We start from the raw sequence: 17,275 nt of genomic DNA, 5'->3' as shown, positions 1-17,275 counted from the left end.
CAGTCTCTCAGTGGGCCCCGGCGAGGCGGCCGCTGAGCCGGTGGTGACGTTCGGCGCTGTTGTCGTTCATCCCGATGATGGTGACGTTCTTGCCTTTCGCCGCATATTTGGTGGTGATGGCGTCCAGCGTGGCGACGGTTGACGCGTCCCAGACGTGGGCCTCGCTCATGTCGATGACGACGTTGTCCGGATCGCCCGCGTAGTCGAATTGGTAGACGAGGTCGTTGCTGGAGGCGAAGAACAGTGCCCCCTTGACGGCGTATACCCGAGTGTTCTCGTCGGGGTGGTCGATACCGACGACCTCGGTGAGGTGGGCCACCCGGCGGGCAAACAGCACCATGGCAGCCAGTGTTCCGACGACCACACCATAGGCCAGGTTGTCGGTGGCCACCGTCACCCCAACAGTGGCGAGCATCACGGTGGTTTCACTCTTGGGCATGCGCCGCAACGTCTTCGGATTGATGCTGTGCCAATCGAAGGTGCCGACCGAGACCATGATCATCACGGCGACCAGGGCGGCCATCGGTATGAGCGCGACAACATCTCCGAGGCCGACGACCAATCCCAGCAGCATGGCACCGGCCAGAAACGTCGATATCCGGGTTCTCGCTCCGCAGGCCTTCACGTTGATCATCGTCTGGCCGATCATCGCGCAGCCACCCATTCCACCGAAGAAGCCGGTGACGATGTTGGCCACGCCTTGGCCGAGCGCTTCACGAGACTTGTTCGAATGGGTGTCGGTGATGTCGTCGACGAGTTTGGCGGTCATCAGCGACTCCAGCAGCCCGACGATCGCCATTGTCAGCGCGTAGGGCGCGATCACCGCGAGTGTGTGCAGAGTGAGGGGAACGTCGGGGAACAGCAGTGTCGGAAGGCTGGACGGTAGCTCACCTTCGTCGCCGACGTTCGGCACCGACCAACCGAACGCCACGGTGGCGACGGTCAGCACGACGATTGCCACCAGCGGTCCCGGGATCGTGGTGGTGATTTTGGGAAGCGCCACGATGAGCACGATGCCGACTGCCACCAATGGATAGACCAACCAGGGGACCCCGAGAAGGTGTGGCAACTGGGCGATGAAGATGAGGATGGCCAGCGCGTTGACGAATCCCACCATCACACTGCGCGGGATGAACCGCATCAGCTTCGCGACGCCGAGACCGCCGAGCACAAGTTGCAGCACGCCGGCCAGGATGACCGCGGCAATCAAGTAGTCGAGACCGTGGCTTTGTACGAGCGGCGCCACGACCAGGGCGACGGCGCCGGTGGCTGCAGAGATCATGGCGGGCCTGCCACCGACGAACGCAATGGTGACGGCCATCGTGAATGCGGCGAACAATCCCACACGCGGATCCACCCCGGCGATGATCGAAAACGAGATCGCCTCCGGTATCAGCGCCAATGCCACGACGAGTCCGGCAAGCACCTCCGTGCGTAGCCGGCGCGGCGACCGTAACGCGGCCAGTACCGACTGTTCCTCACGAGGCGTCTTCGCCTGCGGTAGGGCAACCACCACTTCTCCGTTCTGCCGGCACGCAGCAGCACTGCACGGCGAATTGTTGAGTGAGTCCGAAACGCGTCAACGCGTGGAAGGCTTTGTCCGGGAAAGGCATTCACCGGGACGCCAGGAAATGTCCGACGTCGATTCAGAACTCTACCCCTTGGGGAGAGTTGCCCGTCAAATTCGGACCGGCAAATGTGCCCAAGAGCACACCTCGCCGCTGAGCAGGCCCGCTGCTAGCTTGCGGTTGTGGAACTTTTACCCGGACTTGGACGGAGCTGCGCACAGTCGTGGCCGGACTCGCGGACGGGGACTTCGCGCAGCCGTCCGGCTGTGCCGGCTGGTTCGTGCGAGACCTGGTGTGCCACTTGATCATTGATTCCCAGGATGTCCTGATCACGCTGGTGTCACCCGCCGACACGCAACCGACCCGGAACGCGGTGACCTACTGGCAGGTCTCCGGGACGCCGCCCACCGGCGATAACCCCTCGATGCGTTCACTGTCCGCCTCGCCGCCGCATACGGCGAGCCGTGGCTGCTGAAGTTTCACCTGGACGACATCGCCGCGCTGCCGGGCGCCGCGGGACCGCCGGCCGAGGGGCTCGCGCGGTCGCGCGAGATGCTGCAGACGATCGCGGGGGCGCAATTCCCGGCGTCGTTCTCCGACGGCGACGCTCTGCTGGTGGGAACCGGTCGTCGCGCTCCGACTGACGCCGAAACGTCCGAACTGGGCGAGTTGGCGGCAAGGCTCCCGTTCGTTCTCGGATGAAGTGAATGGGCCCGTTGCCCCTGCACTGTTGACGGACCATGATGGCGTGGAACATCGACGATGACCAGAAGGGTGCGTCCATGCCTACTCACCGAGCCGTACACGTCCAGTCCAGCGGTGGCTCTCTGGAATTGGCTGACGCGGAGACGATGTCTCCCGAGCGTGGTCACGTTCGTGTCGCCGTCGCCGCGTGTGGCGTCTGCGGCACCGACCGCGCAATCGTCAATGGCGGATTTCCCGGAATCACCTGGCCGTTGACGCCCGGCCACGAGATCGCCGGAACGGTAGCCGAATTAGGCGCAGGCGTAGATGATTTCGCGGTAGGCGACCGGGTGTCGATCGGGTGGTTCGGCGGTCACTGCGGCACCTGCATTCCCTGTCGCAAGGGCCTTTTCATCCATTGCGAGATCGGCCAGATCCCGAGCTTGCACTATCCGGGCGGATACGCGGAATCGGCGACGGTACCGGCGAATGCGCTGGCGCGAATCCCAGACGAACTCTCTTTCGCCGAAGCTGCTCCGATGGGCTGCGCCGGCGTGACCACCTACAACGCACTGCGCCACACGCGGGCCCTGCCCGGCGACTTGGTGGCAGTACTGGGGGTCGGCGGCCTCGGCCACCTCGGGGTACAGTTCGCCAGCGCGATGGGTTTCGAAACCGTTGCCATCGCGCGTGGCAGCGACAAGGAGAAGGACGCTCGCGCGTTCGGCGCACGGCACTACATCGACTCGACCGCCGAGGATGTCAGCGGGTCACTTCGGAAACTGGGCGGCGCCGCGGTGGTCTTGGCAACCGCAGGCAACTCACAGGCGATGGCGGACACGATCGGCGGGCTCGCGCCGCGCGGCGAGTTGGTCGCCATCGGGGTGGCGACCGATCCGTTGCCGATCAGCCCCGCACAACTGATTCAGCCCGCGCTCAGCATTTCCGGGCACCCATCGGGCACCGCGCGTGATGTCGAAGAAACGATGCACTTCGCGGTGCTCACCGGCGTGCGCGCACAAATTGAGGAACGGCCGCTGGCCGACGCCGCAAACGCCTATGCCGCAATGGAAGAAGGACGGGCGCGTTACCGCATGGTTCTGACGGTCTGAAGTCGGGTTGGCTAGCATTCGCCAATGGCCAAGGTCGAGCTCTCCCGCGAACTGTCACTCAGCCCGGAAAACGCATGGGAACACGCGTCGAATCTCGGCGAGCTCGGCGACTGGTTGGTGATGCACGAAGGTTGGCGCAGCGACATACCCGACGAGCTGACCGTCGGCACCACCCTGATCGGCGTGGCCGGCGCAAAGGGGATGCGTAACCGCGTCACCTGGACCGTGCGAAAGATCGACGCACCCCACCTGCTGGAAGTCACCGGCAAGGGCGTGGGAGGAACCAGGTACGGACTGAAGATGAAGGTGAAGCCCACGCCGTCAGGTTGTGCTTTCGCGGTGACGATCGACTTGGGCGGCGCACCGTTGTTCGGTCCGATCGGCACGGTGGCCGCCCGCGCGGTCAAGGGTGACATCGAGCGCTCGATCGGACAGTTCGAGAAGCTTTACGCATAGTGGGTTGCCGGGGAACCAACCGGCTCATCGAATCCGCGTATCTTGGCGAATTCGACAGTCCCTCCCGGTAGCGTCATTGGTCGGTTTGCTGAATGACGACCGGTGGGGGATGTATGGCTGGGGGCCCGAAAGCGCTCGTTGCTCTGTTTACTGTGCTGTTGTGCGCGCTGGCCGTGGCCACGCCGGCGCAAGCCGACCCTCCGGCCGCCCAGATCGACTTCGGCGGTCTGGTACGGACGTTCCAACTGCATGTTCCGCCCGGGAAACCGTCGGGTCTCGTCGTCAATCTGCATGGCGCGGGCGCGACCGGGCGAGATCAGGCAGCGTGGACGCATTACGATGCCGTCGCCGACGCTCACGGCTTCGTGGTGGTGTACCCGGACGGCGTTGGCCTCAGTTGGGCCGACGGGCGGGGCGCCTCGCTACCCGATCGTCAAGGTGTCGACGACGTGGGATTCATTGCGGCACTGGTCAATCGACTTGTTTCGGAGTTCGGCATCCCGCCGGGCCGGGTATTCGCGACCGGGCTGTCGGCGGGCGGGTTCATGGCGAACCGGTTGGCATGTGAGCGCGCCGACCTGTTTGCCGCCGTCGCCCCGGTCGCCGGAACTCTCGGTGCGAACGTGGCGTGCAATCCGGCGCGGCCGGTGTCCGTGCTGGCAACGCACGGAACCGCGGATCCCGTCGTACCGTTCGGCGGCGGCCCGATGACCGGACGGGGCGGCGCCAGCAACATCCTGGCCGCCCAGGCGTTGGTGGACCGATGGCGCCAGATCAACGGTTGCCCGGATTCTTCCTCACCGGTTGCGCCTTCCGGTAGCTGGGCCGGAACCGAGCGGGTCACGTATCCGCAGTGTGCGGCGGGCACCGAGGTCGTGCTCACGCGGGTGAACGGCGGTGGTCACAACTGGCCGGGCGACGCATCGACAGCGTCCGCGCAATTCTTCGCTGCGCACGGGCGATAGCACTGAGTCGGACGCATACTTCAGGTAGTCGGCTACGCGTGTTGCCGCGGACCGGTGTCATTACCGTCCAACGTGGGCTCAGCTGAAACGCACTGGGCCCACCGACGACGGGAGTCGATCATGGCACTTGACTACGGGGTGCTGCGGGCTCGGCCGGATCGGTTCGTCCGGGAGGACGGCGATTCGACGCCACATCTTCAGATCCGGGCGGTCGATGACTCCGGGCAACCGTGGCGGGTCGCGGTCAACGTGCAGTCCAACGACGGGAGCGAGGTGGTGTTCTGGGTGGTGGATCCGCTCACCGGGCATCCCATTCTCGGCGACCTGTCGGGGGTGTCATCCGGTTTCACCGTGACACCCGGCAATTCGGCGGCGTCGCTGGACTACGTGAAGGCCCCGCTGTTCGATTTCGCCCTCGGCCGGGCCCTACCACCCAGCGGCAATGCCAACGCTGATGACCTGCAGGACCTCCTGGTTCTGTATCTCAACCAGTGCAAGGCGGCCGGCGGCGAAATCTACGCATTCGGCGCGAAATTCGATCGCAATCTGCGCAAACCCATCGACGTCGAGTTCGGGAACACCGACGGGTTGCACGGAGTCCACGACATCCACATGAATCAGGGCAACGTCGGCGCCCACGCCCAAGACAACGGCGCCTTCCACGACGGTGGTCTGGTGCTGGCCTTCCCGGATCGAATCGTTGCGCTGTTACTGGCTTTTCAGACCCAGCGGATACCCACCGACCCGGTCGGCGCCGCTGCACCCGGCGCACAGCCGCTGTCCCGGCTGATCGGCGGCCATCCGGGCGTCCCGACCCCGGTGGTATCCGGTGCGGCCTACTTGGAGCGGGCCCTGGTGAATCCGGCTGGTGCGGACCCGGGCGCTGAAGCCGTGGTGATCGGGAACTACGCGACGACTGACACGTCACTGCACGGCTGGCGGCTGGTCGACCGCAACGAACGCGAGACCAAGCTGGACGAGGTGCTGTCCGGTGGCACGTCAGCGGTCATCGTGCTCGACGGCACAGGCGTGCAACTCGGCAACAGTGGAGGCAACCTGCTCCTGATCGACGACCAGGGCAATCAGGTCGACAGCGTGAGCTACTCGGCCGCAGACGCGGCCATGGTCGGTCGGTACGTGCGGTTCCAACGGTGACCCGTGCCCCACGAGCTGCCGCTCGTGGGGCATCGGCGATCGGGCCTGGGGCTACTTGATGTCGAACCGGTCGTTGTTCATGACCTTGACCCAGGCTTTGACGAAGTCGGCCACGAACCGGTCCTTCATGTCCGACTGGGCATAGAACTCCACGAGCCCACGCAGCACCGAATTGGAGCCGAACACAAGGTCATTCGCGGTGGCAGTCCACTTCCGCGCTCCCGAGGCCCGGTCGTGACCCTCGTAGACGTTCTCCGCGGACTCCGACGGCTTCCATTCCGTGCCCATGTCGAGAAGATTGACGAAGAAGTCGTTCGTCAATGTGCCTGGCCGGTCGGTGAGCACCCCGTGCTTGCTGCCGCCGTGGTTGGTGTCCATGGCGCGCAGCCCGCCGACGAGCACCGTCAACTCCGGACCGGTAACGCCCAGCATGTAGGCCCGTTCCAGCAGCAGCTGCTCCAACGGGGCCTTCTCGCCGGGCCGGACATAGTTACGGAACCCGTCTGCCCGCGGCTCCAACATTGCGAACGACTCCACGTCGGTGTTCTCCTGCGTGGCGTCGGTGCGGCCCGGCGTGAACGGCACAGTAACCGCATGCCCGGCAACCTTGGCGGCCTGTTCGACCGCCGCCGAACCGGCCAGCACAATCAGATCTGCCAGCGAGATCTTCTTGCCGCCGGCTGCCGAACTGTTGAACTCCTGCTGGATGTTCTCCAGAACCGGCAGCACCTTCGCGAGCTCGGCCGGCTCAGTGGCTTCCCAGTTCTTTTGTGGCTCAAGGCGAATGCGTGCGCCATTTGCGCCGCCCCGGTAGTCGGTACGACGGAAGCTCGAAGCCGCGGACCAAGCCGTGTTCACGAGCTGCCGCACCGACAGGCCGGACTCGAGGACCTTGCCTTTCAGCGTTGCCACGTCGCTCTCGTCGACCAGCTCGTGGTCGACGTCCGGGACCGGGTCCTGCCACAGCTGCGGTTCCGGCACCCACGGACCGAGATACCGGGTGATCGGTCCCATATCGCGGTGCAGCAGCTTGTACCACGCCTTGGCGAACTCGTCCTGGAGCTCTTCGGGGTGATCGAGCCAGCGCCGGGTGATGTCGGCATAAATCGGGCTCTCCCGCATCGAGATGTCGGTGACCAGCATCGTCGGGGCGCGCCCCGGTCCGTCGAACGGATCCGGGATGGTTCCCGCGCCTGCGCCGTCCTTCGCGGTGAACTGATAGGCACCGGCCGGGCTCTTCGTCAGTTCCCATTCGTAGCCGTAGAGCGTCTCGAGGAAGGTGTTGTCCCACTTGGTCGGAGTGGGCGTCCAGACGACTTCGAGGCCGCTGGTGATGGCGTCCTTGCCCTTGCCGGTGCCGTATGAGCTCTTCCAGCCCAATCCTTGTTGTTCGATAGGGGCTGCTTCCGGCTCGGGGCCGACGAGGTCGGCGTCGCCGGCGCCGTGGGTTTTGCCGAACGTGTGGCCGCCGACGATCAGTGCGGCCGTCTCCACGTCGTTCATCGCCATTCGGCCGAACGTCTCACGGATATCGAATGCCGCGGCGATCGGATCCGGTTTCCCTTCGGGGCCTTCGGGATTCACGTAGATCAGGCCCATGGTGGTGGCACCGTAGGGCTCGGCCAGCTGCCGCTCGCCCGAGCCGGAGTAGCGCTTGTCGGTGCCCAGCCAGGTGTCCTCTTCGCCGAAAAGAATCTCCTCGGGCTCCCAAATGTCCTCCCTGCCGAAGGCGAATCCGAAGGTCTTGAAGCCCATCGACTCCAGCGCGCAGTTGCCGGCGAAGACCAGCAGGTCGGCCCAGGAGATCTTGTTGCCGTACTTCTGCTTGACCGGCCAGAGCAGGCGGCGGGCCTTGTCCAGGCTCACGTTGTCCGGCCAGCTGTTGAGTGGGGCGAAACGCTGCGCCCCCTCGCCGCCACCGCCGCGGCCATCGTGGATGCGGTAGGTGCCTGCCGAATGCCAACTCATTCGGATGAAAAGGCCGCCGTAGTGCCCGTAGTCCGCCGGCCACCAGTCCTGCGACTGCGTCATCAGGGCGATCACGTCGGCCTTGAGCGCGTCGACGTCGAGTTTCGCAAACTCGGTGGCGTAGTCGAAGTCCTCGCCGAGCGGGTTGGACTGAGGCGAATGCGGGTGCAGCCTTGACACGTCGATCTGGTCAGGCCACCAGTCCCGGTTCGTCAGGGGAGCGTTCGACTTGGGCTTGGGCGAGGGGATCGCCGGGTTCTCGCTCTCACTGGCGCTGGCGGTCTTCTCTTCGGGGTAGGGCGGGCGGCTGTCGGACGTATCGGATGACATCGCATTCCTTCCGGGTTGTGATGGGTGATCGGGCTGTGATCACGGGCTGTGATCAGGTGTGCAGTCACGGCACAGGCCCCAGTAGATGACTTCGGCCTCATCGAGAACGAAGCCGTCCAGAGCGTTGTTGTCGTCCGACGGAGTCAGGCAGGGCGCCTCTCCGACCGCACAGTCGACGTCGGCGATGACCCCGCAGCTGCGGCACACGACATGGTGATGGTTGTCGCCGACCCGAGATTCGTAGCGGGCGGGCGATCCCGATGGCTGTATCCGCCGAACCAGCCCTGCCGAGGTCAGTGCGTGGAGGACGTCGTAGACCGCCTGGCGCGACACGTTGGGGAGGCTGTTCCGCACGGCCAGAAAAATGGTTTCGGTATCGGCATGCGGGTTGATCTGCACAGCCTCTAATACGGCCACCCGTGGTTGGGTCACCCGCAGTTCGAGCTTGCGCAGTTGATCTGCGAAATCTGCCCTCGAGGGCATAGCGCCAATATCACGCGCATAACTGGACACAGTCAAGTACTTCTGCAAGATCGGTTCATCTGACCGTCTCCGGAGCAGGGCTGACCGTATGAGCGCGTTGTCATGCCGGACTGGTTACCCAGCTGTGGCGAAGCTTATTCAGTGCCTGCGCGTTCACCGTCAAATCTGTTGCAGGACAGCACGTCGCCTAGGGCGCGGGGCTGACGGCATCCGCGTCCCGGTGTGACGGGCGGGCCGTCGAGCTCTGCGGCGGTTGCACGCCGTGTGCCAGTCCGTTGGCCGCGTGGACTCCGGCGGCCAGGGCGGCCAACAACCGGAAGTTGCGGTGCCAGCGCAGACGGATCCCGCGAGATGACGTTCTATACAACATGTTTCGATTCTGACTCCGGGAGGCCATCTACAACAGTGGCACTAGAGACGTTATCCGTTAAGATAGTGACATGCATTCGGTGGCGATCCTCGCCTACGACGGGATGTCGGGATTCGAATCCGGGCTGGCGGCGGAAATCTTCGGGATGACCGATCTGTCCGAGAGGTTCTCGGCGGACATTCCGCGGCCCTGGTACGCGGTCAAGTTGTGCGCGCAGACGCCCGAGGTGCGAATGCTGGGCGGTGCCACCGTCCGGACTTCATACGGCTTGTCCGATTTGGCGACGGCCGACACGGTCATCATCCCGAGTGTTCACGATGTGACGGAGCTGCCCACGCCGGAGCTCATCGACGCCATCAGGGCGGCGCACGAGCGAAACGCGCGGCTGGTGTCGATCTGTTCCGGGGCGTTCGCACTGGCCGCCGCCGGAGTTCTCGACGGTCGGCCGGCCACGACTCACTGGATATACGTGGATCTGCTCCAACAGCGCTATCCCGAAGTCGACGTCGATCCGGCGCCGCTCTACGTCGACGGGGGCCGCGTGCTCACGAGCGCAGGCTGCGCGGCGGGCTTGGATCTGTGCCTGCACATCGTGCGGTCAGATCATGGTGTTCGAGTCGCCAACGACGTCGCTCGGCGGCTGGTGATCTCGCCGCACCGATCAGGCGGACAAGCCCAGTACATCGACACTCCCGTACCCGAACCTGCGGCTGACGGGCGGATCACAGCCGGAATGGATTGGGCCCTGGCACATCTGGATGAGCCCATCACGCTGGACGATTTGGCGGCACAGTCGGCCCTGTCGCGGCGCACCTACTTGCGCCAATTCACGAAAGCCACCGGGACCACACCCATCAAGTGGCTGATCGAACAGCGCATCCAGGCGAGTCTGGCGCTACTGGAATCGTCGCCGTTGTCGATCGAGCAGATCGCCACGCGCGTCGGCTTCGAGTCCGCTGTGACCTATCGGCACCACTTCGTCCGCCAGCTGCGCACCACGCCCAGCGAGTACCGCGCCTGCTTCACCGGAGATCAGACGGCGATGTCGAGCAGGATCCCGCGCCTCGGGTAGACCGGCGACGCCGCAGCAGGCAGGGACCCGGAGTCGATCACGACTGCGGACGCGTCGCCGTGATCAGTGGGTATGACGACTGTTTCGCCCGGCGCACCGTAGGTGCCGTCGCAGTCCTCAAGGCAACGACCGGTCGTCGGGTCGATCTTCTCCTCGAACATGTCGTTGATCCATCCGGACATCAGCAGCTGTACGGCCGGCGGATTCTGCGGTTGCGGGATGCCCGCGACGAGATACGCGGCGACCTGGATCAGCGGATTGCCGCCCAGCATGCCGTCCATGTGGGCGCCATCGTTGACCACGACCCCGTTGAACTTGCCGGGACGTGCTGCGGACAGTTCGTCGTTGATGTTGCTCGACGAGTTCAGGAAGTTCGGCGGTGCGCCGATCTCGTACACCGGGACGTAGTCGGCGGGATCACCGTTGTTGCTGTCTTCGAGCTGCTGCAGGCGTTCCATCGCGTTGGGCATGATCGGAGAGACGGGCACGGCGTCGAGCACCACCACCCCGTCGAGTTCGTTCGGTGCCTCCTGCCCGTCCGCACGTCGGGCGACCAGCCCCTCGGCGTAGTGGCCGGCGACGCCGGGAGCGAAACCGCCGCCCAACGAGTGCCCGACGAGTACGAACCGATCCGGCACGATGAGATCCTCGCGGCCGGCCTTCGCCGCCGCAGTCGACAAGCTCGTGTTGAGTGCCTCACGGTCTTCGTCGAGGAACAGCTGCGCCACGGCTTTGTGCATGTTGTCGCCGCCGAGCCACATGCCGCCTTCGGTAAACGGATTGGACGTCAGTGACGTCACGACGACCACGCTGTTGGTCCGGTCCGCCAGGTAGGACGCGGTGTAGCTGTACATCGGCCCGCTGGCCAGGAAACCGTGTTGGAGATAGATCATTCGTTCGGGTGTCTGGCCGGTGGGGAAGTACCAGTCGGCCTGCACCTCGTTGCCGGGCGCGATCACGAGCGTGGAGCTCTTGGTCTCCACGGAGTCACGCAATGACGGCGGCACCATGGGTGGCCCGTCAACCGTTCGGATCACGGTGCCGATGAGATTGAAAATCCCTGAGCCGATCGCCTCGACCACCGCGGGATATTCCCCTGGGAAAGGGCCAAATAGCGAGTTCGGAGAGGTGCTTTCGATGGCTGTCGAGATGTTCTCGGCGGCTGTTGGTTCAGGCGCGGACGCTGCGCGCCGGGCTGCGAGCTCAGTGACCGCGTCGATGGTGCGGGACATCTCCGCCGTCACAGGCTCCAGACGCTGCCGCAGATCCCGCTCGACAGGCGCGAGCCGTTGCCGGACATCCTTCACGGCGATCGCCAGCGGGCTCTCCGCGGGTGTCTTCTCCTCGGCGGCGGTGATCGGCTCTGCAGCCACTGCGGTATCCCGGTGGCGAAGTTGTCTGCGAGTTGGTGTGTCCGCGGTGACGTCGGGCCGGGCGGCGTCAGCGCGTTCGCCACGCGGAAGGCTGGATTTCCGCGGCGATTTCGGACGCACCGCGCGGTCACCGCGCCGGGAGTCCGTCGTGCCGGAATCGGCCCTGTCCTTCGCCTTCTTCGCGCGCGCGGCGGGGCCACGTCGTTGATCAGACGTCGCTCTCGCGGCCGAATCGGAACCTTGGGCGGCAGTAGATTTCGCCGAGGCGGCATCCGACCCAGTGTCCGTATCCGCGCTCGCGGCACCCGCCCCAGCGAACATCGCCGCAGACACCCCGGCCGTCAGTAACCCGGCCCCCAACCACCCCGTCGCCTGCATCAAAGTTCCCCCCGCACGTCGTACTGTCGGGCTGACAATAACCAGCGTCGGTGTCAACTTGAGGAGAATTCGGCAATTCGCTCTCGAGGCGTCAAGAATGCGGCCAACCCCAAGTTACTGTCGACGCAACGGTAGGGGGTATTGGTAATAGAGCCAGTGTTTGTTGAGCCGCGTAGCACGGCTCTCGACGAGAGGTACTGCCGTGGAGCCCATCGCCCTGACGCCATTTCTGCTCCGCCGTGATGACGGATTCGTGCCGAATGAGATCGCCCACGGCGGGTGGGGCCCGACGCTTGGCGGCCAGGTGGTCGGCGGTCTGCTGGCGCGCGCCATCGAACAGCACGTCACCGAGGAAGATTTGCAGCCCGCACGGCTCACGGTCGAGATTCTGCGCCGCGTCGCCAGTGCTCCAGTACGGGTCAGCGCATCCGTGATCCGCTCCGGATCGCGAATGCGGGCAATCGATGCCGCCATGACCCAGCAGGGTGAGGTTGTCGCGCGGGCGTCGGCACTGTATCTGCGGCGGGGTGTGCAACCGGAGGGTGAGTTCTGGAGTACCGAGGTCAGCCTGCCGCCGATACCGGATGAGCCGGTCCAATTCGATGACACCGTGCCGATGTTCATCCGGGCATATGGAGCCGACTCGCCCAGCAGCAGGGAGTTCCCTTGGCAGCAAAGCGGTCCGCGGTATGCGTGGGTGCGCGAGGTGCGCGATCTGGTCGACGGTGAGGAGCCGACGCCATTCGTCCGTGCAGCCATGGCCGTCGACGTCACCAGTTCGATGACCAACTTCAGCTCGGCGGGGTTGGCATTCATCAACGCCGACTACACCCTGACGCTGAGTCGATTGCCAGACGGCCCCTACATCGGCTTGGCCGCGCTGACCCATTACAGCTCCGATGGCGTGGCCACCGGCAGCGCCAGTCTGTTCGACCGGCTCGGGCCGATCGGCAGCGGGTTATCCACGGCCATAGCCAATTTCAACTTCAATCCCGGCGGCAAGCGCCTCGGCTCGTAGGTCACACAGCTTCAACGCTCCGAGTCGAGGGCTGCCATATGTGCGGCGGGGTAGCGGTCACCGGCCACTTTCTCCGCGGGCACCGCCGCTTCGATCCGGGCCAGCTGCTCGTCGTCCAATGCCATCTCGACCGAGCGCAGCGCCTCGGCCAATCGCACGCGCGTGCGGGCACCGATCAGCGGCACGATATCCGTCCCGCGAGAGCCCACCCATGCGATGGCCGCCTGGGCCACAGAGATCCCCAGCTCGTCGGCGACACCGCGCAATGCCTCGACGAGAGCAAGATTGCGGTCCACGTTGTCGTCTGCGAAGCGTGGGCTGGCAGCTCGGAAATCCCCTTGTCCACCACTGGATTTCGTCCAGTGCCCACCGATAAGACCGCGAGACAACACGCCGTACGCGGTGATTCCGATACCCAGGTCGCGGCAGGTGCTCAGAATGTCGTGCTCAACGCCCCGTGAGGCCAGGGAGTACTCGATCTGGAGGTCGGTGATCGGCCGCACTGCGGCAGCGCGACGGATCGTGTCCGATCCCACTTCGGACAAACCGATGCGTCGCACGTATCCCGCGTCGACCAGCTCACCGACCGCACCGATGGTGTCCTCGATGGGCACCGCCGGATCCAGGCGCGCCGGCCGGTAGATGTCGATGTAGTCGGTGCCCAGCCGCTGCAGGGAGTAGGCGGCGGCGGCCTTCACCGCGGCCGGACGAGCGTCGTAGCCGACCCAGGAGCCGTCGGGGCCGAGCTGGCCGCCGAACTTCACGCTGAGTTGATAGGTGTCGCGGGATGTGGAACGCAGCGCTTCAGCAAGCAGGAGCTCGTTGTGTCCCATGCCGTAGAAATCGCCCGTGTCGAGCAAGGTGATTCCGGCGTCGAGCGCGGCGTGCACGGTGGCGATGCTCTCGGCGCGGTCAGTCTCGCCGTACGCGCCGGACATCCCCATGCAGCCGAGTCCAAGGGCCGATGTGGTCAATGTTCCAAGCTTCTTCGTTTCCATGAACCCAGTTTTCGTCGGAACCGGCAACGCGACCACGACTCGTTGAACCGGGGACCGCCAGTCCCTCCCTACATGTTGCGCCCGAGCGGACAATGGCCGGGTGGACCGTGAAACGCTGGCCGACTTCCTTCGGCGCCGCCGGGAGGCGGTGAGCCCGGCAGACGTTGGCCTGCCCCCGGGCATACGCCGCCGCACAGTGGGCCTGCGGCGCGAAGAAGTCGCGCAGCTGACCGGGATGTCGGTGGACTACTACGGCAGGTTGGAGCAGGCGCGCAGCGCACAGCCGTCGCCGCAGATGCTGAAGGCGCTGGCCCGGGCCCTGCGCCTGACTGATGACGAAACCGCTCACCTCTACCGATTGGCGGGACATGCGGTTCCTGATCGCGACCTGCAATCGGTCCATGTGCGGCCGGCTCTGATGTTCGTCCTGGACCAGATGCGCGACGCCGCCGCATTCGTCTGCTCCGACACCGGTGTCGTGCTCGCGCAGAACGAGATGGCAAAGCTGTTGATGGGTGATCACGTCATCGGTGAGAGAGGTGTGCACTCCAGCCTCATCTGGCGGTGGTTCGCTGATCCGAGCGCGCGCGACGGCGTTCCCACCGACGATCACCACAAGAACAGTCGGATCATGGTGGCCGACCTGCGAGCGGCGTGGTCCCGCCGGCGTACCGATGCGGACATGCGTGAACTCGTGGAGTGCCTGCTGCAACACAGCCCCGAATTCGTCGAGCTGTGGGAACGTCACGAGGTCGCGACTCGCCGCCTGCAGCGCAAGACATTCCTGACCCGAGTCGGTGCGATCACCCTGGACTGTGAAGTGCTGGCGACTACCGACGGCCAACAGTTGGTGGTTCTCACTCCACCCGCGGGCTCGTCGGCGCTGGAAAATCTGCGAATGCTCGCGGTGCTCGGGGACCAGGCGGTGGGTTTGCCGTGAAAGCGCTGAGCCGCAAGCACATCAACGGGCTGCTGGTCGTCGCGGTCACATTCGCGCTCGTGGCGTGCTCAGAGCCGACCAAACCGCCGGACGCATCGACGTCGACCGCCGAACCGTCGGCGATCACGACCGCCACGCCGCCGACGGTCCGGCCCGCGCAGCCGCGGTTGGCCTCGGATCCCGCGCAGCTGGCCAGGGATCTGGTCGCTGACGAGCAGACGCTGCGCGACCCGTCGTCGGCGGAGTCTGCTCTGGCAGAGGCTGCGCGCCGCCAACAGTCGGCCTACCGCGCCCTCGGCAGACATCCAGAGTGGGACACCGCGGCACGCGCACAGATCCCGCCGGCACTTCTCGACGTCTACGACCGCAACATCGACGCGCGCCGGCAGTTGACCGTGTTGGGCGCGAGCGACGTGAAGGACACGCTGCCCGCATGGCGCATCGGCCCGCCTGCCCCGCCCGAGGAGTTGCTCGGCTACTACCGGAAAGCCGAGGCGGCGACGGGCGTTGGGTGGAACTACCTGGCGGCGATCCATCTCATCGAAACCGGGCTGGGCCGCATCGCCGGCACGAGCTCCGCCGGCGCTCAAGGTCCGATGCAGTTCTTGCCGTCGACATTCGCCGAGTACGGCGACGGTGGTGACATCCACTCACTGCACGACAGCATCATGGCCGCCGGTCGCCACCTCGCCGCCAACGGCTTCGCCGAGGACCGCGATCACGCGATCTTCCGCTACAACAACTCGAACCGGTATGTACAAGCGGCACACGACTATGCCGAGGTACTGGCGGCCGATCCCGCGGCGTTCTCCGGCTATCACCGGTGGGACATCTACTACCGCACCACCGCTGGTGACGTCCTGCTGCCCATCGGATACGTCGCGGCCACACCGATTCCCGTTCACGACTATCTGGCGACGCACCCGCAGTAAATGCCGGCTACGCCCCGGATGGCTTGGTGATGGCTACGCTCATGATGATGAGCAACGGACCCAAGAAGGTGCTGATCATCGGCGGGGGATTCGGCGGCCTGTTCTGTGCCCGCAGGTTGGGCGGTCTGGAGGGCGTCGACGTCACGCTGCTCGATCGCGCAGCCGGTCACCTCTTCCAACCACTGCTGTATCAATGCGCCACCGGAACGCTGAGCATCGGACATATCAGCCGCCCACTGCGCGAGCAGTTTTCGCGCCAACCCAACGTCGTCACCCTGCTCGGTGAAGCGATCGAACTCGATCCCAACTTGCGCCAGGTGACTGCGTTGCGACCCGACGAGACCACCTTCACCCTCGACTACGACGTGCTTGTCGTCGCCGCCGGAATGCGTCAGTCCTACTTCAACAACGAGCATTTCGCCCAGTGGGCCCCGGGCATGAAGACACTCGACGACGCCTTGAGCATCCGCCAGCGGTTGTTCACCGCGTTCGAGATCGCCGAGACGCTGCCGCCCGGACCGGAGCGTGACGGCTGGCTGACCTTCGCCGTTGCCGGTGGGGGCCCAACCGGGGTGGAGTTGGCCGGACAGATCCGTGAGATGGCGACGCGCACCTTGGCCAACGAGTTTCACAGCATCGAGCCGGAGGAAGCCAGGGTGCTGCTGTTCGATGGCGGGCAACGTGTTCTGAAGAGCTTCGCTCCGGACTTGGCGGATAAAGCCACCCAGGCTTTGCAGAAGCTCGGCGTCGAGTTGCGAATGGGAGTGCACGTCACCGATGTTCGGCGAGAAGGGGTGACCATCACCCCGAAGGCGGGCGGCCCCGACGAACAGTTCGCGGCACGAACCGTGCTGTGGACGGCCGGTGTCGAGGCGGTACCGTTCGCGCGGCATATCGCCGAGGTGCTCGGCGTCGGCTCCGACCGCGCCGGTCGAATGGAAGTGGAACCCGATCTGTCCGTCCCCGGGCATCCCGAGATCTTCGTCGTCGGCGACCTGGTCGGACGGGACAACCTTCCCGGAGTTGCCGAGAACGCCATGCAGGGCGGACTACACGTCGCCTCCTGCATCCGCCGCGAACTTGCCGGAAAACCCCGGCGCCCGTATCGCTACCGCGATCTCGGTTCAGCCGCGTACATCAGCCGTGGCAAGGCTCTGTTGCAGGTCGGGCCCGTCAGGGTCGCCGGCTTCGCGGGTTGGCTGGCATGGGGATTCATCCACATCGCATTTCTGACCGGGATGCGCAATCGGGTCAGCACCGTCGCGACCTGGTTGGCGACCATCGCCCGTGCCAGCCGCTACCACCGGGCCTTCATGCTCGGCGATGCCGCCACACCTGAGCAGCGCTACACCTGGTCGACATGGGACCAGCCAATGCCGCCGCCGGCAGAACAGCCAGGACCCGGCAGCTCCTAGCAGGTACCCCTGCGCGGCGCGTGCGAACGGGATAACGCTGTGCCGTCAGTATCGTTTC

Annotated in this window: 15 protein-coding genes and 1 pseudogene; 10 read left to right on the top strand and 6 right to left on the bottom strand. The window is 65.3% G+C overall.

From position 1 onward, the window contains the following. Positions 1-7: 7 nt before the first annotated feature. Positions 8-1,513 carry a SulP family inorganic anion transporter gene (locus tag ABQF30_RS11220; RefSeq protein WP_448463257.1) on the bottom strand — a complete coding sequence of 502 codons (1,506 nt, stop codon included), beginning with the start codon at positions 1,511-1,513 and terminating at the stop codon, positions 8-10. Between the two features lie 221 nt (positions 1,514-1,734). Between ABQF30_RS11220 and ABQF30_RS11215 the strand changes: the two are divergent. The 5 genes and pseudogenes from ABQF30_RS11215 (at position 1,735) to ABQF30_RS11195 (ending at position 5,940) form a co-directional block, all read left to right on the top strand. Then, positions 1,735-2,270 (top strand): annotated as a pseudogene (locus ABQF30_RS11215) (maleylpyruvate isomerase N-terminal domain-containing protein). A gap of 80 nt (positions 2,271-2,350) precedes the next feature. Beyond that, on the top strand, positions 2,351-3,364 hold the full coding sequence (locus ABQF30_RS11210; RefSeq protein ID WP_448463255.1) for an alcohol dehydrogenase catalytic domain-containing protein: 1,014 nt from the start codon (positions 2,351-2,353) through the stop codon (positions 3,362-3,364). Positions 3,365-3,388: 24 nt separating this feature from the next. After that, positions 3,389-3,820 carry a type II toxin-antitoxin system Rv0910 family toxin gene (locus tag ABQF30_RS11205; RefSeq protein ID WP_448463253.1) on the top strand — a complete coding sequence of 144 codons (432 nt, stop codon included), beginning with the start codon at positions 3,389-3,391 and terminating at the stop codon, positions 3,818-3,820. Positions 3,821-3,933: 113 nt separating this feature from the next. Further along, positions 3,934-4,785 carry an extracellular catalytic domain type 1 short-chain-length polyhydroxyalkanoate depolymerase gene (locus ABQF30_RS11200; protein WP_448463251.1) on the top strand — a complete coding sequence of 284 codons (852 nt, stop codon included), beginning with the start codon at positions 3,934-3,936 and terminating at the stop codon, positions 4,783-4,785. 120 nt (positions 4,786-4,905) lie between these two features. Then, on the top strand, positions 4,906-5,940 hold the full coding sequence (locus tag ABQF30_RS11195) for a DUF2278 family protein (protein WP_448463249.1): 1,035 nt from the start codon (positions 4,906-4,908) through the stop codon (positions 5,938-5,940). Positions 5,941-5,991: 51 nt separating this feature from the next. Here the strand turns inward: ABQF30_RS11195 and katG are convergent, their stop codons facing one another. The 3 genes from katG to ABQF30_RS11180 form a co-directional block, all read right to left on the bottom strand. Continuing rightward, a complete protein-coding gene (katG, locus tag ABQF30_RS11190; protein WP_448463247.1) occupies positions 5,992-8,238 on the bottom strand; it encodes a catalase/peroxidase HPI in 2,247 nt (748 codons plus the stop codon). Between the two features lie 39 nt (positions 8,239-8,277). Continuing rightward, positions 8,278-8,721, bottom strand: a complete 444-nt coding sequence (locus tag ABQF30_RS11185; protein ID WP_448463245.1) for a Fur family transcriptional regulator — start codon at positions 8,719-8,721, stop codon at positions 8,278-8,280. Positions 8,722-8,908: 187 nt separating this feature from the next. Next, the gene (locus tag ABQF30_RS11180) at positions 8,909-9,091 is read right to left on the bottom strand and encodes a hypothetical protein (protein WP_448463243.1); all 183 of its coding nucleotides are present in this window, start codon (positions 9,089-9,091) and stop codon (positions 8,909-8,911) included. A 70-nt stretch (positions 9,092-9,161) separates the two neighbouring features. Between ABQF30_RS11180 and ABQF30_RS11175 the strand changes: the two genes are divergently transcribed. After that, positions 9,162-10,163, top strand: coding sequence for a helix-turn-helix domain-containing protein (locus ABQF30_RS11175; RefSeq protein WP_448463241.1), 1,002 nt, complete (start codon positions 9,162-9,164; stop codon positions 10,161-10,163). Here ABQF30_RS11175 and ABQF30_RS11170 read toward each other — a convergent pair. Then, on the bottom strand, positions 10,124-11,536 hold the full coding sequence (locus ABQF30_RS11170) for a dienelactone hydrolase family protein (protein ID WP_448463239.1): 1,413 nt from the start codon (positions 11,534-11,536) through the stop codon (positions 10,124-10,126). The two genes, ABQF30_RS11175 and ABQF30_RS11170, sit on opposite strands and share 40 nt — an antisense overlap. Positions 11,537-12,116: 580 nt before the next feature. Between ABQF30_RS11170 and ABQF30_RS11165 the strand changes: the two genes are divergently transcribed. Beyond that, positions 12,117-12,932: a thioesterase family protein gene (locus ABQF30_RS11165; protein WP_448463237.1), complete on the top strand. Its 816-nt coding sequence runs from the start codon at positions 12,117-12,119 to the stop codon at positions 12,930-12,932. An 11-nt stretch (positions 12,933-12,943) separates the two neighbouring features. Here the strand turns inward: ABQF30_RS11165 and ABQF30_RS11160 are convergent, their stop codons facing one another. After that, positions 12,944-13,930, bottom strand: coding sequence for an aldo/keto reductase (locus ABQF30_RS11160; protein WP_448463235.1), 987 nt, complete (start codon positions 13,928-13,930; stop codon positions 12,944-12,946). 100 nt (positions 13,931-14,030) lie between these two features. Between ABQF30_RS11160 and ABQF30_RS11155 the strand changes: the two genes are divergently transcribed. From ABQF30_RS11155 to ABQF30_RS11145, 3 genes are read left to right on the top strand one after another with little or no spacing between them, the layout of a single operon-like run. Continuing rightward, complete coding sequence (locus ABQF30_RS11155; RefSeq protein ID WP_448463233.1) at positions 14,031-14,870, top strand: helix-turn-helix transcriptional regulator; 840 nt, start codon at positions 14,031-14,033, stop codon at positions 14,868-14,870. A gap of 5 nt (positions 14,871-14,875) precedes the next feature. Next, positions 14,876-15,802 carry a lytic transglycosylase domain-containing protein gene (locus ABQF30_RS11150; RefSeq protein WP_448463632.1) on the top strand — a complete coding sequence of 309 codons (927 nt, stop codon included), beginning with the start codon at positions 14,876-14,878 and terminating at the stop codon, positions 15,800-15,802. Positions 15,803-15,846: 44 nt separating this feature from the next. Then, positions 15,847-17,217: an NAD(P)/FAD-dependent oxidoreductase gene (locus tag ABQF30_RS11145; protein WP_448463630.1), complete on the top strand. Its 1,371-nt coding sequence runs from the start codon at positions 15,847-15,849 to the stop codon at positions 17,215-17,217. Positions 17,218-17,275: the final 58 nt, after the last annotated feature.

The organism is Mycolicibacterium sp. XJ870, assembly GCF_053483975.1.
The sequence above is the reverse complement of the archived record's forward strand: the minus strand, read 5'-3'. Positions and strand labels throughout refer to the sequence as shown.

Bases quoted from the DNA above. Each gene is read 5' to 3' on its own strand.
- ABQF30_RS11210 (WP_448463255.1), top strand. From the start codon at position 2,351: ATGCCTACTCACCGAGCCGTACACGTCCAGTCCAGCGGTGGCTCTCTG.
- ABQF30_RS11205 (WP_448463253.1), top strand. From the start codon at position 3,389: ATGGCCAAGGTCGAGCTCTCCCGCGAACTGTCACTCAGCCCGGAAAAC.
- ABQF30_RS11200 (WP_448463251.1), top strand. From the start codon at position 3,934: ATGGCTGGGGGCCCGAAAGCGCTCGTTGCTCTGTTTACTGTGCTGTTG.
- ABQF30_RS11195 (WP_448463249.1), top strand. From the start codon at position 4,906: ATGGCACTTGACTACGGGGTGCTGCGGGCTCGGCCGGATCGGTTCGTC.
- katG (WP_448463247.1), bottom strand. From the start codon at position 8,238: ATGTCATCCGATACGTCCGACAGCCGCCCGCCCTACCCCGAAGAGAAG.
- ABQF30_RS11185 (WP_448463245.1), bottom strand. From the start codon at position 8,721: ATGCCCTCGAGGGCAGATTTCGCAGATCAACTGCGCAAGCTCGAACTG.
- ABQF30_RS11180 (WP_448463243.1), bottom strand. From the start codon at position 9,091: ATGTTGTATAGAACGTCATCTCGCGGGATCCGTCTGCGCTGGCACCGC.
- ABQF30_RS11175 (WP_448463241.1), top strand. From the start codon at position 9,162: ATGCATTCGGTGGCGATCCTCGCCTACGACGGGATGTCGGGATTCGAA.
- ABQF30_RS11160 (WP_448463235.1), bottom strand. From the start codon at position 13,930: ATGGAAACGAAGAAGCTTGGAACATTGACCACATCGGCCCTTGGACTC.
- ABQF30_RS11145 (WP_448463630.1), top strand. From the start codon at position 15,847: ATGATGAGCAACGGACCCAAGAAGGTGCTGATCATCGGCGGGGGATTC.